Origin of the sequence: Caballeronia sp. LZ028 (assembly GCF_031451415.1) — a bacterium.
In the GTDB taxonomy this organism is placed as follows: Bacteria; Pseudomonadota; Gammaproteobacteria; order Burkholderiales; family Burkholderiaceae; genus Caballeronia; species Caballeronia zhejiangensis.
On sequence record NZ_JARUXN010000004.1, the window covers coordinates 137,277 to 152,599 of the forward strand.

General features: G+C 58.3%; 12 protein-coding genes. 4 read left to right on the forward strand and 8 right to left on the reverse strand.

Translation table 11 applies throughout. The annotated features are described in order from the left end of the window. Positions 1-638: 638 nt before the first annotated feature. Positions 639-2,117 (reverse strand): hypothetical protein, encoded by a 1,479-nt coding sequence (locus QCE58_RS23360; RefSeq protein WP_250521862.1) that lies wholly within the window; start codon positions 2,115-2,117, stop codon positions 639-641. A gap of 473 nt (positions 2,118-2,590) precedes the next feature. Next, a complete protein-coding gene (locus tag QCE58_RS23365) occupies positions 2,591-3,199 on the reverse strand; it encodes a hypothetical protein (protein WP_250521861.1) in 609 nt (202 codons plus the stop codon). Between the two features lie 669 nt (positions 3,200-3,868). On the opposite strand from QCE58_RS23365, the gene QCE58_RS23370 reads away from it, so the two are divergent. Continuing rightward, positions 3,869-4,477: a hypothetical protein gene (locus QCE58_RS23370; RefSeq protein WP_250521860.1), complete on the forward strand. Its 609-nt coding sequence runs from the start codon at positions 3,869-3,871 to the stop codon at positions 4,475-4,477. 243 nt (positions 4,478-4,720) lie between these two features. Here the strand turns inward: QCE58_RS23370 and dcm are convergent, their stop codons facing one another. The 3 genes from dcm to QCE58_RS23385 all read right to left on the reverse strand — a co-directional run bounded on the left by dcm (position 4,721) and on the right by QCE58_RS23385 (position 9,138). Then, positions 4,721-6,082, reverse strand: a complete 1,362-nt coding sequence (gene dcm / locus QCE58_RS23375; protein WP_250521859.1) for a DNA (cytosine-5-)-methyltransferase — start codon at positions 6,080-6,082, stop codon at positions 4,721-4,723. Positions 6,083-6,873: 791 nt separating this feature from the next. Further along, the gene (locus tag QCE58_RS23380) at positions 6,874-7,356 is read right to left on the reverse strand and encodes a helix-turn-helix transcriptional regulator (RefSeq protein ID WP_284502571.1); all 483 of its coding nucleotides are present in this window, start codon (positions 7,354-7,356) and stop codon (positions 6,874-6,876) included. Positions 7,357-7,737: 381 nt separating this feature from the next. Beyond that, the gene (locus QCE58_RS23385; protein WP_008354257.1) at positions 7,738-9,138 is read right to left on the reverse strand and encodes a GntP family permease; all 1,401 of its coding nucleotides are present in this window, start codon (positions 9,136-9,138) and stop codon (positions 7,738-7,740) included. A 307-nt stretch (positions 9,139-9,445) separates the two neighbouring features. Here QCE58_RS23385 and QCE58_RS23390 point away from each other — a divergent pair, with 307 nt between their 5' ends. Both QCE58_RS23390 and QCE58_RS23395 read left to right on the forward strand, forming a co-directional pair. After that, the gene (locus tag QCE58_RS23390; RefSeq protein WP_008354258.1) at positions 9,446-10,900 is read left to right on the forward strand and encodes a sigma-54-dependent Fis family transcriptional regulator; all 1,455 of its coding nucleotides are present in this window, start codon (positions 9,446-9,448) and stop codon (positions 10,898-10,900) included. A 93-nt stretch (positions 10,901-10,993) separates the two neighbouring features. After that, positions 10,994-11,260 (forward strand): hypothetical protein, encoded by a 267-nt coding sequence (locus tag QCE58_RS23395; RefSeq protein WP_008354259.1) that lies wholly within the window; start codon positions 10,994-10,996, stop codon positions 11,258-11,260. A gap of 4 nt (positions 11,261-11,264) precedes the next feature. Here the strand turns inward: QCE58_RS23395 and QCE58_RS23400 are convergent, their stop codons facing one another. Both QCE58_RS23400 and QCE58_RS23405 read right to left on the reverse strand, forming a co-directional pair. Continuing rightward, positions 11,265-11,834 (reverse strand): lipocalin family protein, encoded by a 570-nt coding sequence (locus tag QCE58_RS23400; RefSeq protein ID WP_250521857.1) that lies wholly within the window; start codon positions 11,832-11,834, stop codon positions 11,265-11,267. A 648-nt stretch (positions 11,835-12,482) separates the two neighbouring features. Then, positions 12,483-12,722 carry a DUF4148 domain-containing protein gene (locus tag QCE58_RS23405; RefSeq protein WP_008354261.1) on the reverse strand — a complete coding sequence of 80 codons (240 nt, stop codon included), beginning with the start codon at positions 12,720-12,722 and terminating at the stop codon, positions 12,483-12,485. 499 nt (positions 12,723-13,221) lie between these two features. On the opposite strand from QCE58_RS23405, the gene QCE58_RS23410 reads away from it, so the two are divergent. Then, the gene (locus tag QCE58_RS23410; RefSeq protein WP_008354262.1) at positions 13,222-13,773 is read left to right on the forward strand and encodes an NADPH-dependent FMN reductase; all 552 of its coding nucleotides are present in this window, start codon (positions 13,222-13,224) and stop codon (positions 13,771-13,773) included. Positions 13,774-13,838: 65 nt separating this feature from the next. On the opposite strand, the gene QCE58_RS23415 is transcribed toward QCE58_RS23410, so the two are convergent. Further along, positions 13,839-15,200: a hypothetical protein gene (locus tag QCE58_RS23415; RefSeq protein ID WP_250521856.1), complete on the reverse strand. Its 1,362-nt coding sequence runs from the start codon at positions 15,198-15,200 to the stop codon at positions 13,839-13,841. Positions 15,201-15,323: the final 123 nt, after the last annotated feature.

Consider the following 15,323-nt stretch of genomic DNA (forward strand, 5'->3'; position numbering starts at 1 on the left):
GCTGGTTTCCGACTTCGACAATCAGATTCTCAGCTGAAACCACCACCGCCTTCAATTTCCCGCCTCAACTCCCCCGTACACCACTTCCGACTTTATCTCCGCATCGCCATCAATCATCGGCTATTTGGGCATCCGTGAGCTACGAATTGTAAGTCGTCTGTTATGTTATTCCGCGTGATATAACGAAATATATGGAAGTGGAGCGACGATGTCTCGTGCACTTTCGCGCCACTTCATGGGGTAGGTACGAACCGTACGACCCATCTAGCGTATCGAACGCTTCACAGATACGAGCCTTCGACGGCAATTAATCGTCACCTATAGCGTCGAGGGAGAACTTAAATTTGGGACAGCAGTGCAGGGCAGCTGGCCGGTGCTGCTGCAGTACGACAAGCCTCGCGACACGCCGTTCGCCGTCCGGCTCACTGTGAACTGTCGGCGTTCTGGGCAAACACCCGAGCGCCTGGAGTTCATGCCGTTGATGAGCGCCCGGGTGCCGGCCATCTTGATAAGGCCACGGAGCACACCCTTCCTGCAAGGCGCACTTCCGCACTTTCGAAATTGAGCTGGAGCGCGTCGCTCTGCCCACTCTCGTCAAATGCGTGATGACACGCGATTGAATGTGAGTCGGGAAGGCTCTAGTGTGCCGCGAGCTCTCGAACCTCATTCAGGAGCGCCGGCTTGACTTGCGTTCCGTCGGGCAAGCGCGACGCGTAAAAATTGGCCGCATAGCGCCATTCTCCGCATTCGATTGTGAGGCTGGGCAGATCTCGGCCTTTCATATCGAGTTTCTCCTGCAAATCTATGAACGGATTGAATGCGTAATGCATGACCACGCTGCATGCATCAAACACGTAGACGACTGTGAGTCGATTTGTAAATTTGTAAAGGTGAGGAAGAAGTTTCGACTCCGCGACCCAAAATGCGCGGTTGGGCGTCAAATGTAGATGAAGTTCTTCGCTCTCCGAGCTCCGCGAGAAAAATCGCTCTATGCCCCTATCTTCGGCGAGGTTTTCCATCAGTTGAAGCATAATTTCGGGGAGACGGACTATCAGGCACCGTTCGGAGGGCGACTGGTACGGGTCAACACACGCGACGTGCGTGATTCTTCCGATATAGCAAGTCTGTAATGCCGCAGGGTCGCGCCGAATTGCATCGAGCACTGGATTGCTGTCCCAGCATATCTGCGGCGGCACATGCTGTTCGGCTGCGAAGGTGAGTCTTCGACAGAACATCCAATACACTTCGCTGTCTAGTCCACATGGCGAAGCCAAGCTGGCGCTTGCCTTAATCGCGTCTCGGATAATTTCCTTCGCTTTGAGGCTACTGGCATGAATGGCTAGCAGTACACGGAGCGGAGCGCCCAGCGCCTGCCATACCTGTTCCGCCTCTCGTAATGCGCCGATGTTCCGTTCCAACTTTTCAGTCAATTCAGAAATACGGCCTTGTTGACGAACCTTTTCCGTCAAGATAGGAAAGTCATGGGAAGCGGCACTTACTACACGAGGCGCGGCGACTCTCGACCAATAGTCTTGGCGCCGTCCGGTATCACCGTCCATAAGGTGTCGCATCATTGAGTCGACGACGTCCGTGACAGGGTCGTCTCCTTGGTATGGTTCAACAAAATATCGGTAGTACTCGTACTCCTCGCGATGAAAATTTTCTCTTTCACCCACCAAGCTGTGGTCAGTAATAGGTTCTGGCGAGAAACCGTCCCAATCCAACGCATCCATCTGTGCGAGACGTCGACGGGTTGCCGGCGCAACTTCAGAAAATAAGTCGTTGAAAAGAAGCGTCGCAGACTGAGGGGCCTCGGAAAGAGTAGACTCAAGGTCATCAAAGGTGAGGCGGTAGGCAGTCGCCGTGTAGCCCGGCAGCGAAACTTCACCAGCGTGCGAATAGGCGCTTAACGCTTGATGCGCCTGCGCGCGCGACCTGAGCTCTGCATACGACTTGACCAATTCGGTCAGTGTGGGGAGAAGGCCCTCGTCGTTAATTCGAAGAAAGAGAACTGGAGTCGTCATCTCCAGCATCCAGACGATAGTCGAAGGGACGATTGGGTAATTGCCAGTGGCACTTGATTCGTCCAGGCCAGCGACAATATCGACGATTGTCATGAGCGCCTGTTCGAGAATCTCTCGATGGTGAGAAGAATGAGATTTCACAATAAAACGTGGGTAAGAGGTTTATCTGGCAGCGGTGACCTATCGGATTCACGTTCAACCGGCTGCGGCTCATGGATAAGAGGCCAATCTGTGCCGCTCGATGCGTGCGGATGCTCGGCTGTTCTACGCCTATGACTAAAGAGAGTAGCCTCGCTTTTTAACCGCTTTCGTGAATCGGTCGCATCGGGGCTCCGACATGGCCTTTTGCCGTAGACGCCGGCGCTGCCAGGACACAGACGACGAGCGGAGGCTTCGTCGCCGAGTGACATTCGTGCCGGTGATTGAGGCCGTCAAACGCGGCAGCATTCGCGGCTGTGCTTTCCGTGAAAGAATTCGCGTCCGCTAGCCATGCGGACGCTTCTCTCAAGTGGCTCTTGTGTCATGACGTTCGCGTCATACGTCGTCTTGCATGTGGCGAGCCCCTCTCAGGCTGTCTCGAAGCTTTCGAATGCACGTCTGTCTTCTTCGCGATTCAGGTCAATCACTTCAGAGACAACGATGTGACGGCTCTCCCTAGCGACTAGACACCATGCTTCGACTTCGGCTTGAGTCAGTGGATTGTGGTCTTCCTCAATCGCGGATGCAATCCACATGGATTCGTTGACGTCATCCGTGATGCTATAGATTGAGCCGAGCACGTCGCTGTCAAAAACCCAAAGGACTAGGAAATCGTCGCCAAGACTAGCGTCGGCGCAATGAGGCGCGTTAATTGTGAGCGCAACGACCTCGTTTGCAAGCATGAGGCACGCAATGCGAGTGCCGTCGAGTCGCGGATGAACGTCAGCGAAGATTCTCGAATGCCCGCTGTCTATCCGACTGGGATTGACACCTGGCATCGGTACGACGATGACATTTTCTGTGATGGACCGGGTGGTGACGATACCGAGCACCTTCGAAGGTAATACGTAGCACCGAAAGGAATTGCTTTGCTTCGATTGCTGCTTCATGCGGTTAAAAATGGCCGTGCGGACAGGGTCCTCATCTTGCTCAAACGAAACACCAGATTTGGACTTGCGAATTTGTGTACTAGACATATTTTTAAACGGCGATGCTGTTGAATTGAGTGACCAGGCGCAGATTAAAGGCAGCGGGAGATTTAATCAAGATGTTGAGTAAAATATCCAGATATTTATCTGTTCGCTCTAATTGCGGAGTCAAAATCGCGTTGGTGTTGTTTCAACTTGGCGAAACAATGCACGTTTGCGCGCGTGTAAGGGCGTTGTTTCGCTAAGGTGAAACAATCGGTGGGTCAAATCGAGACTCCGCATCCGTTGATGCGGACCGGCTGACTCCCAGGTTTGCTAGAAACAGGGCTCGAGCGCAGACGACGTCTCCCCACTAAAGGGTCCGTTTGTACAGAAACTTCAAAGGTCGAGCTCGACCGGGTCAGGGAAATGGGGCGGACGGGCCACTCTTTTCCTTGATCTCACCTTCGAATATCGATTAACAATTGTTTATCAATGGACAACCAATTTTGTAAGACCCCTCTGAGAGTAAAGGAATGGTTCTGTTGAAAACATTATTTTCTTCTCTTTAAAATTTGCGAAGAGTGTTATCAATTTGGTTTTGTATAAAGGTCGCCGACGAAGCATCCTCTTATTTGCAAATCAATGCGAATAAATCTATTGCAATGGGCGTTGTAGTTCAATATACTCGCCTCCTTTGGCGTTAGTTAGTGTCGCTGCATTAGTGGGATAAATGTGATGGACTTTAAAGAAACATTAGTTGGCAACGGTTTTACCGGCGTGAATATCGGGTCCATCGAGCGGGCCGGTGATTATGCCTCCCTTTATTTGGAGGCGAAGAGGCTGAAGGCTTCGGCGCCGGTTTTTGGCTCGTCGGTCGATCCGTCGATGCTGGACAGCCTGCAAGGCGCTTCTGTCTTTCGGGTTGGCGCCATTGAGTTTGACGAAATTACCGTCATGACATTGCGAATGCAAAAAGGGTCAGCGCAATTCATATGGCTTGCAGATGCAGCTGATCCAGAGTTTTGGACGATATTCGACAACTTTAAAAAGACAGGACAGGCTGGATTTGCGTTCCGATCTGGTCTCAGCGACCTTTGGTTCATGCCCTATCGCACGAAGGACGTCGGGACAACTGCCATCGACCAGTACCGCAGAAAGGTGGACGGCGGGGACAAGGGGTTTGTCCAGTTGGCTACAGTTCTTATCGCTCGGCAACTCATCTCGTTTGCTGCTGCCAGCATGATCCCAAGCGTTCCCGCCGAGTTTAAACAGGTCAATATCTTGGCGACGCGTCGTGTTAAGTCCGTAGTTAGGACCCTAGAGCGAAGAGCGCCCCTTGAGTGATGGAGAATCTCCGCATGGTGGAGCGGCCCGTTGACCGGCGACGCTGCTCGAGTAGATGTCGCGTCAGACTTCATTCTCGATGCTTTGAATCGAAGGCGGTCACAGGAAGGAAGACACAGTCGCTCGCGAAGGTCCTGTTCTACCGCCAATCAGCTGCGAGGGCGGGGCTGGGTGTTGATCGCCCGCTCTACACGAGGCGACCGGAGCACTCGCCCCTAGAACGTCGGAGTTGACGATGTTGGCTCAGTCGTACTCGGCACCGCTCATATGTCGTTTGAACAACGCTTCGCCGATTCGTGTCACCAGCCCAACAACCAGAGCATTACCCATTAAGAATGCTCGTTTTGTGTCGGAAACATTTGGGTGCTCAGTGAATCCGCGAGGGAATCCGTTGAGCTCTTCAAGCTCTTCGGGCACTAGCCTCCGAAGTCGACCAGCAGTGGTTGCAACAACGTGTTTGGTACGCGACGCAGCTGCTCCGCCTTCGGATGTGATGATGGTCCGAGAGGGAGCGTCAAGGCGGTCTGGAAAAGACATTGCGCCTTCTGTGAATTCGTACGAGAAGCCGTTCTTGTTACGCGGGACTCGTTTGGCGCCTTTGGCCGCCCGGAAGCGTTCTTCAGACTCGTTGCTGATATAAAAGGATTCCGGCACACCGACTGTTCTTCGGACAACGTCACCCAAAGTCATCGGCGTGCTTTTTCCGGTGTAGGGTTGATAGTCTTCGATATCAATCACGCGCGTCTTAGCGGTCCACACGTTTCCCTCGAGCATGAAGCCGCTGTTTGCAAAGCGTGACTTGCCGTTTGATAGCGGCCGATAAGCCATCTGGGTGGCTAAGGGTTCGTCCATCACTGCGAGGGCAGGTGTTGCGCCGTCCAAAGGCAGCACGAGCTTGCTCGGAAATGCTGACTGCAAAATGCCTTCGCGATGCCAGGAAAGTCCATCGATTGCGAGATGGCGTTGCATAGCATGGAAGGCCCCTGTCGAGCTATGATAGGCAACGATGAACACCCTCCGGCGCTTCTGTGGAAGGCCATAGTCTGCTGCGTTCACTACGCGCCATTCAGCAGCATATCCCAGCCCGCGTAGTGTGCTTAACACAGTCGCAAAATCGGCACCTTTGGACGTCGCCGGGGAGGCGATGAGTCGGTCGACGTTCTCCAAGATGAGGTAGCGGATTGGTTGCCCATCGTTTATCCGCTGGATAAGGAGCTGCGCAATAGCCCACCATAGAATTCCTTTTTTTCCGGCTAGACCTTTAGATAGAGATAGCGGCTTTGCGACTGAATAATCCTGGCAAGGAAATCCAGCCGCGAGCACATCAGGTGCGGCCTCGCGGACCATTCTCTGGCCGTCGGAGGACGCCAGGACAGAAAAGATATCTTGATTGATGTGATTCCGTTCGCCCCAACGCGCGACATAGACGTCAGACGCGTGCTGGGCTTTCTGACCCGGCTCAAATTGGTTGCTGAGCGATACCGCGAAGGGCTGTCCATGCACTTGCTCGAGCCCTAGCCTAAATCCGCCTACACCGGCGAAGAGTTCTATCACGTTAAGCCTGCATGCATATTCTGGTGAATCGTAGTTCTGCTGGTTCGACACTTTTCTTCCACGGGAGGATTGCGGAAAAAAGTGAAGAACCGGGTTTTAGCCATGCGAAGCGAAAAGGTGATTGCTTCGAAACTGCGAGTCGACCGATAGGAAGCCGAACGCGCGAAAACTTCGCGCGTCATTCAGGTGGAATCGTCGACGTGGAGATAAGGACAAAAGGACTCGGTGGCGAAGCTCAGCTTGCCAGTGCGTTGCCATAGCAAGCTCAGCGGCGTCATGAGAAATTCGCGTCGTCGACGTTGGGCGTCGTGGAAGGTCCTGGGTCGGTGTCGACTTATGGTCGCATCAGACGTACACGGGTCGGCTACATCAAACGTAAGCGCGATAGAGGAGGGGAAGCTTGCATTCGGCGGAGCCCAGATAGGCAAAATTCAGCGCCGATACTGAGCTACGTGTGCGAAGCCGCCATATTTCGGCTGCGCTCTAAGCGACAAGGCCCTGGTTGCGCCTGCGCTTTTGGCCGATTGAATGTGACTTGCGCCTTAAATCCGTCCAAGACCTCTCCTATGGTTCGCGCGGCGTGCGGACCCGCAGTTTGGACGAATTCTATGTCGGTCGCATGCTCGGCGACACATGGTCTGGGTCAGCAGAGGGCATTTGAGCCGCGTCCGACGACCGCTGGTAAATCTGTACACGACGGAGCTGAGGCGAAAGACGTAACTGGCTAGAGGCGGGTGCCATTTTCGAGGTAGAAGTGGAAAAGCTGCCCCGAACTACGTGTTTCGTCCGTGCGGATGTTTCATGTTAGGAACGGGGAAGTTCTCGTACCGAGCGGCGTCGGTTTATTTACCAGACCGCTCATCCTTGCGCGGCATCAAAAACTTGAACAAGGGCACGTGGAGGTAGGCGGCAATCCCCTCCAGCGTGTCTATCCTGAGATTGAGCGCCGAGCGCTCGATGAGGCCTAGATGCCCCTTTGCTAAACCGAGGTCGAGCGCCATCTCATTTTGCCCTTTGCTGTGTTCCTCCCGATACAGGCGCACGTTCGCAGCAACGCAAATCCGAAGACCGTCAATTCGTCTCTTCGTCGGTGGATCGAAATGTTGAGTCGAAAAAAACGAGCAAGGGTCAACTTTCAGAATGCGAGCGAGTTGACCAACCGTATCGAGCTGCACGTTTGACAATTCGCTCTCGATTCTGCGAATCGTATTGCGACTTATGCCGGTGGCGGCGGCAAGGCCCTGTTGACTGAGCCCGCAGTTGTTACGATGCTGCGAAACTGCATTCGCTAAGCGCGTTCGCGCCGACAGGGGAGCTCTGCCCATAATTGAAAAGGTTTGAAGATTTTCGAGATTTTACACGTGGCGTCTTGGCGCGAGGGGGTGGAGGAACGAGCACGGACGTCAGGGCAAAACTATCAGCGCCTACAACTTCGAAACGAGCGTAGCGCGTCAATCTTTATACGTAAGCGTCTAAGCGACGCATCGAACGCAGCGCTCAGGTGTTAGAACTTAGGGAAGCATTGGACTCGCGAAGCCGTGTCGCTTCGCGGACAGTAGTCGCGAGGGGACAATCAGAGTAAAAAGGGTCGGGATAGCGCGAAAAGAGGTAAGTTGTACCTCTCTTTTCGACCTCTCTTCACTTAAGTTTGACCGCAAACTCAAACTTAGGTTGCGCCGGCAGGATCCGGCATAAACCGAAAAAAATCAAACAATGCCGGTCGCGTAATAAACTGCGATAACAAAGAACACAGCCAAAGTCTTGATGATGGTCACAGCGAAAATATCGCGATAAGACTCGCGATGCGTGAGCCCGGTCACGGCCAGAAGAGTAATAACAGCACCGTTATGCGGCAGCGTATCCATACCACCGGAGGCCATAGCCACAACGCGATGCAGCACTTCCAAAGGAATATGTGCAGCTTGAGCGCCAGCGATAAACGTATCCGACATGGCAGCAAGCGCGATACTCATCCCGCCGGAAGCAGACCCCGTAATCCCCGCGAGTGACGAAACGGAGATAGCCGCATTGACGAGCGGATTGGGAATGCTCTTGAGCGCATCGCTGACCACGAGAAACCCTGGCAAAGCCGCGATCACACCACCGAAGCCATATTCGGAAGCCGTGTTCATCGCCGCGAGGAGCGCCCCCGCAACGGCCGCCCGCGTCCCCACCGCGAACCGCTCCTTCACGCGCGAAAACGCGGTCAGCAGAACGAGCACGATGCCAAGCAGCAACGCACCTTCCACCGCCCAGATCGCGACGACGGTTTTGACAGCCGTCGTGACAGGCGCATGCACGCCCGGCAGCACTTCCGGCGGCACGGTATAGCTCGCGCCATACCACGTCGGAATCCACTTCGTCAGCGCGAAGTTGGCAACGCCGACGAGAATCAGCGGCGCGATCGCGAGCATCGGATTCGGCAGCGACGTCGATTCCACACGCTCCGGCTCATTCACGAGCGACGTGCCGTAGCCTTCGCCCTTGGCCATCGCCGAGCGCCGGCGCCATTCGAGAAACGCCAGGCCGACGACGATAATGAACAGCGAACCGATCACGCCGAGCCACGGCGCGGCCCAGCCAGTCGTCTTGAAGAACGTCGTCGGGATGATGTTCTGAATCTGCGGCGTGCCCGGCAGCGAATCCATCGTGAACGAGAAAGCGCCCAGCGCAATCGCGCCCGGCATCAGACGCTTCGGAATATTGCTCTGCCGATACATCTCAGCCGCGAACGGATACACCGCGAACACGACGACGAACAGCGACACGCCGCCATAGGTGAGCAACGCGCACACCGCGACGATCACCGCATTCACGCGCGACTTGCCGATGTATCGAATGGCTGCGGCGACGATCGACTCCGAGAATCCCGACAGCTCGATGACCTTGCCGAACACCGCGCCGAGCAGAAACACAGGAAAGTAGAGCTTCACGAAGCCGACCATCTTCTCCATGAAGATGCCGGAGAAAACGGGCGCGACGGCAGCGGGATCGGTGAGGAGGACGGCCGCGAGCGCGGCGATCGGCGCAAAAAGAATGACGCTGTAGCCGCGATAGGCGGCGAGCATCAGGAACGCCAGGGCGGCGAGCACGATGATGAACGACATTGAGTCTCCGTGATGGTTGTTCTTTGAAACTGTCAGCGCGCCTCTTCTGGAAGCGCTGCCGGCGCATGGATAACGCACCGCGCGTGCAAAATGCACTTTCCGTGCCAGTGTGCTGAAACTCAGGCGCGACAGGCATCAGGGGAAGATGACATCGCAAGGTTTCAGGAAAATGTCTCCAAACGGAGACATCCTCGTCTATCGAAACAGCTGCATACAGCATTGAGAACTAGTGCAGATGCGGATAGCGGGCGCGTCTCCGGATTGAGATAGTCGTCTCGATATGGAGAAAACGGAGACTTCGGGCGTCATGCGCAACGACTGGATCAACGTGCCGGCGGACTACAGCGACGTGATGCGCCGCGCGATGGAGTCGCTTTTCAAGACCTTCGAGAATCTGAGCGAAGGCACCTTCATCGTCGACGCGGACGCGCGCGTCGTGTGGATCAACAAGCGCTACGCGGCGCGCTTCGGCTTCGACGATCCGCTCGACGCGATCGGACTCGACTGCGAAGCGGTGATTCCGAACAGCCTGATGCGCGAGGTCGTCGCGACCGGCAAGCCGATTCTGCTCGACGTGCTGGAAACGGATCGCGAGCCGCTCGTCGTCACGCGTCTGCCGCTAAAGGACGACTCCGGCGCGACGGTCGGCGCGATCGGCTTCGCGCTCTTCGACGAGATGAAGGCGCTCACGCCGCTGTTCGCGCATTACTCGCGCGTGCAGCAGGAACTGATCGCGACGCGCCAGTCGCTCGCGCAGGCGCGGCGCGCGAAGTATACGTTTTCGAGCTTCGTCGGCACGAGCCCGGTCAGTCTCGAAGTGAAACGTCAGGCGCGGCGCGCGGCGCTCGTCGATTCGCCCGTGCTTCTGCTCGGCGAAACCGGCACCGGCAAGGAACTGCTCGCGCATTCGATCCACGGCGCGTCGACGCGCGCGGGTAAGCCGCTCGTGACCGTCAACGTCGCGGCGATCCCCGACACGCTGCTCGAAGTCGAGTTCTTCGGCGCGGCGGCGGGCGCGTACACGGGCGCGGAGCGGAAAGGGCGCGTCGGCAAGTTCGAACTCGCCGATGGCGGCACGCTTTTCCTCGACGAAATCGGCGATATGCCGCTGCCGCTTCAGGGCAAGCTGCTGCGCGTGCTGCAGGACAAGGAGTTCGAGCCGCTCGGCTCGAATCGCATCGTGCGCGCGGATGTCCGCATCATCGCGGCGACCTCCGCCGATCTGCCCGCGCTCGTCGCGGCGGGACGCTTTCGCGCGGACCTGTTCTATCGGCTGAACGTGCTGACGATCCACGCGCCGCCGTTGCGCGACCGGCTCGCCGATATCGAAGCGCTCGCTTACGCGATCCTCGAAGACCTGTCCGCCGATACGCGGCCGGGGCACGTCGGCCATTTCGTGCTGCATAAAGATGGCCTGCAACTGCTCGAGGCGTATTCCTGGCCCGGCAATGTCCGCGAACTGCGCAACACGCTCGAACGCGCGTTGATGCTGTCCGAAACCGAGCACATCGACGCCCGCGCGCTCTCCGCGTTCATCGATGCGGGGCGAGTGGCGATCGCGGCGCAGGCCGAACCCGTCGCCCAGGAAGGCGACGAGCCGCCGAACGTGTCGTACGCCGACGCGATGGCCGATTTCGAGCGGCGCTTTCTCTCGGATGCGTTGCGCGCGAGCGGCGGTCGGGTCGCGGATGCGGCGGAGAAAATCGGCATCGGACGGGCGACGTTGTACAAGAAGATCGCGGCGCTCGGCATCGCCGTCTGACGCACTTTTGCGAACAGGCGAATTGTCGCGAAAGCTTCGCGTGGCATACTCCCGAAATCGAAAAATAACGACCAAGAATCAAAGGGGTAGCGGATGAAAAGCGCGACGGAACTCGGCAGAAAACTCGGCCTTTCGATCATGCTGGCGGGCAGCGCGTGGGCGCTCGCCGGATGCAGCAGCGCGCCGCCGCTTTTCTCCGCCGACGGGCGTCCGACGCAACAGATTCAATGCCCCGCCTACGGCGGATGGCGCAATTGCACGGACAACGCGAAGGCGCTCTGTCCGAACGGCTACGACGTGCTTGGCCAGTCGACCGAGAACAATCAGAACTCGCTGCTCGTCGCTTGCAAGGCAAGCTGAAAAGTCAGCCTTGCTGCGTTTCGCGCAGCATCGTGACGTCGTAACCGAGCGCGCGCGTGCGCTCGATCAGCGTGCGACGCAACTCCGCCGAAGGCTTCGCCTCGCGCGTCAAAATCCACAGATAACGCCCGGTCGGCTCGCCGACGATGGACCACGTGTAATCGTCGGCGTGATCGAGAATCCAGTAGTCGCCGACGTAGAACGGACCGAAGAACGACACCTTCAGCTTCGTCCCATTCGATCCGGGGACGATCTTCGCGCGTCCTTCCGCCGACCGGTACGGACCGCTCAGCCCGCCTTGCCTGCACGCGTTGACGACGGATACGAGCCCGTCCTCGCGACGCGCGTAGTTCGCCGTGACGGCTTCGCAATTGCGCTCGAAGCGATTTTCGTAACGCGCGAACTCGTGCCAGTGACCGAGATAGCGATCGATGTCGACGGCCTTCGACGGTTCGGGCACGTTGTCGTTGCCGCTTGGGCGCGGCCCGTTCGACGCGCATGCAGCCAGCGTCGCGACGCCGCCGATCAGAGCCAGCGCCGCAGCGCCGTATGCCCAAGGTCTTTTGATGGTCATGTTGCCGGGGTGGGTGAGAAGTACGAGGGCTGACAGAGCAGCAAGTGCCGTTCCGTCCGCCGAGTGGCTCCCGAATTTCCTCACCTCAAGGCATATCCATGACGCGGGTAAATAACCGCGGGAAGCGCAAGTAGCTGTGCCGACTGGGTTTTATTCCTGGGCCGCGGCCTGGCGACAAGGCCTTTTCCTGACTCCCGAATCTGCTCACCTTTAGCGGAGCGCGTCGCGTAGCCGAAGCCGGCGCGTTTCGAAACGATGACCGGGCGGCTCGAAGTACATGCCGCGCCGCATCGTGGTCAAGCAAGTCGAATGCGTTAAAGAACAATGGCTTGGGTGGTCCACTTAAGAATGTGACTGAGCTGCCGAAATTGCTTCGCGATCCCGATGATCCGGCTATAAGTGAGGCGCGGCTGTATCGGCTGGCTCACCGTGGGGAGGCTCCCGAAACGTCTCACCTTTTTCCCTCGGAGCTCACCATCATGCTGCCGGTCTTCGGTCTCATCATCGCGGGCTACGCGTACTGAACGCGGCTTTGCTCTGACCGCGAAAAAAAGCCCGGCGCGGGGGCACCGGGCGAACCACCTTCATTCCGACGGTGGAGGAGGGCCAGTTCAGACTGCTTCCTCTGATTATCGAAATCGCTGCTGTTCAGTGCGCGCTGGAACCGTCGCGCACGCCGGCCTGAAGCTGTGCGTGCCGTTCCTGATAAGGACGCAATTGCGGATAGCTCAGCGCGTTGACCGCATCCAGATCGCCCGCGCGACGCGCGCTCTGTAGCTCCGCTTTCACTTCGGCGCGGGTCTTGCCCACAGGCGTCGATTGCGCAAAAGCGGGCGCGGTGGCGAGAAGCGCCGACAAAACGAGACCGCCGATCAATGAGCTTTTCATTTGAATCTCCTGGATGCGTGTGCGTCGGGGCCGACGCTTGAGAGGCAGTCTAGGAGGATTCCTATTGGACAAAAATACTGATTGAGCCAACACATTGTTGTTCAGAGTGGATGAATGCGGGCCCGCGATGGCAAGTAATCGCTCACTTAATGCGGAGATTTTTACGCGATCAGCAAGGATGCGTTCCGATTCGTACGACCTTTTTGCGCGACTTGGGGCGCTTTGTTTCGTGGTTGAATCAGAAAATTATCGGAATGAAAGTTACTCTCGACTTATCCACAGAAACTGTGGATAACCATGGGGATAGCTCACTGTGAACCGCGTAGTGGCGCGGCGCGAGGTACATTGCTCGATTCATCGCAAAAATAGTCCCGATTGACTGCGCGCATGAAGACGGCCGACCCGCGATGCGCCTATCATGTGCACGCGCGTCGTCGCGAGGACGGCGTTGTCCGGAACGCTTCATCCGCCTTTTCATACCTTTGACGGGGAAGATCTCATGGCCTTAAAGATCGCGGTGGTCGTCGGCAGTCTGCGACAGGGTTCGTTCAACAAGCAGCTCGCGCATGCGCTGGTGTCGCTCGCGCCGGGCGATTTCTCGTTCGAGTTTCTCGACATCGGCAGCCTGCCGTTGTACAGCCAGGACTACGACAGCGACTTTCCCGAAGCCGCGCGCACGTTCAAGCAGAAGATCGCCGAAGCAAACGGCCTCTTGATCGTCACGCCGGAATACAACCGCTCGATTCCCGGTGTGCTGAAGAACGCGCTCGACTGGGGCTCGCGTCCGTGGGGACAAAGCGCGTGGGGCGGCAAGCCGGGCGCGATCATCGGGACGTCGGTCGGGGCGATCGGCACGGCGATCGCGCAGTCGCATCTGCGCGGCGTGTGCGCGTACCTCGACATCGTGCTGATGAATCAGCCGGAGATGTACATCAAGCACGACGAAAAGCGCATCGACGAAAACGGCAATATCGTGAGCGAAGACACGCGCAAATATCTGCAGACGTTCATGGACAAGTACGTCGCATGGGTGCGGGATCGGGCGGCCTGAGCGCTCACCGTTCACACGAAAAAACGGCCCGCGCAAGCGGGCCGTTGTCGTGAGCGGCTCGGAACTCAGACGTGATGATGTCCTGTCACACGATCCCAGCCGTGACGAATCGCCGCCTTGAAGCGTTCCCACGTATCGCCTTCGGGGTGCTTGCTCTCCCAGTCGCGGCGCGTTTCGTATTCCATCTGATCGTCCCAGGTGCGGCTGCGGAATCGATCGTCGTTGCCGAGCGTCGCGCCGTAGCGATACGCGCCCTGATAGTCCTCGTAAGGCTCGCCCGTCGCCGAATACTTCGATGCGTAATCGGCGCGGAAGTCGTCTTCGTACTCCATGAATTCATTGGGCACGTTTTGCGGATTTCCGATGGGTCCGACCGGACCGCCCGCCTGCGTTCCCGCCGAAGCGGCAACCGGATCGGGCGACGATCCCGCCGCGCGCGCCGCGCCCGCCTGAGACGGCGTCGCGGGTTCGTCGAGCGGGCTCAACGGTTCGACGGAGCGCCATTCGGACGCCGTGTCGGTACGCACGCCGGGCAACGGAGCGCGCTCGGGCGGCACCGCGCCGGTCGTGCGCAGCGGATCGCGGCCCGCGATGGCGTCGCGCTCCGATAGCGAATCGCCCGCGAGTTCGGTGCGCGCCGCGAGCGGATCGGCGAGCGGATCGGCGAGCGGATCGGCGAGCGGATCGGCGCCGGTCGTCGCGTACGGATCCCGGCCCGTGACCGGGTCGCGACCGGCGAGCGGATCGCGGGCGGTGCGTTCGGCGTCGCTCGTCATCGACTGGGATTGGGACTGCGATTGCGACATGCCGCCGCGCGGCATCAGCGGATCGTCGGCGGGATCGCTGACGTAATCGCGCGGCGTCAGCGCGGCCGGATCGCCGACATCGGCGTGCGGATAAGCCCGCGCACGCGACGGCGTCTGGTCGGGATCGTTCACCGGCTCGCGTCCCGGCACCGCGCTGCCGCGTCCGAGGCCCAGTTCGTCGAGCACCGAATGATCGCGGTCATCGGCGGCCGCCGCGGACGTGCCGTGTTCGAGCGTCGTCCAGCTTGCCGCGCGTTCATCGATATCGATCGCGCCCTGATCGGACAGCGTCGCGCGCGCGATGTCGGCTTGCTCGACGCTCGGCGTTTCGACGGCGACGAGGATCGCACCGCGCCGCACGGCCTCGGAATAGTGCGCGACTTCCGGCGGCTGATCGCGTCCGCCGAAGAGCATGCTGAAGAAGCGCTCGATGTTGGCGAGCACGCCCGGCTCCTGATGCGTGACGGCATCGGGCATGTCGGACGGCGCGGCTGCATCGTCGCGCTTGGGATTGGCCTGCAGTTCGATATCCGCGCGCAGGAAGCCGGCGGCGATCAGGGCCGAGCGCGCGTCCTCGGCCTGCGCATAGGTGTCGAAAACTCCGATGACGGTGTGTCGCATGTACGCCTCCTGCGGATGGGCGAATTCCGAAAATCGGCGACGTCGGTCGCCGCGCATGTCGGCATTCACGCAACTCGCGTGCCGGATGCGCGTGAACCGGCGCGAGCGGCACGGCGCGGGAAA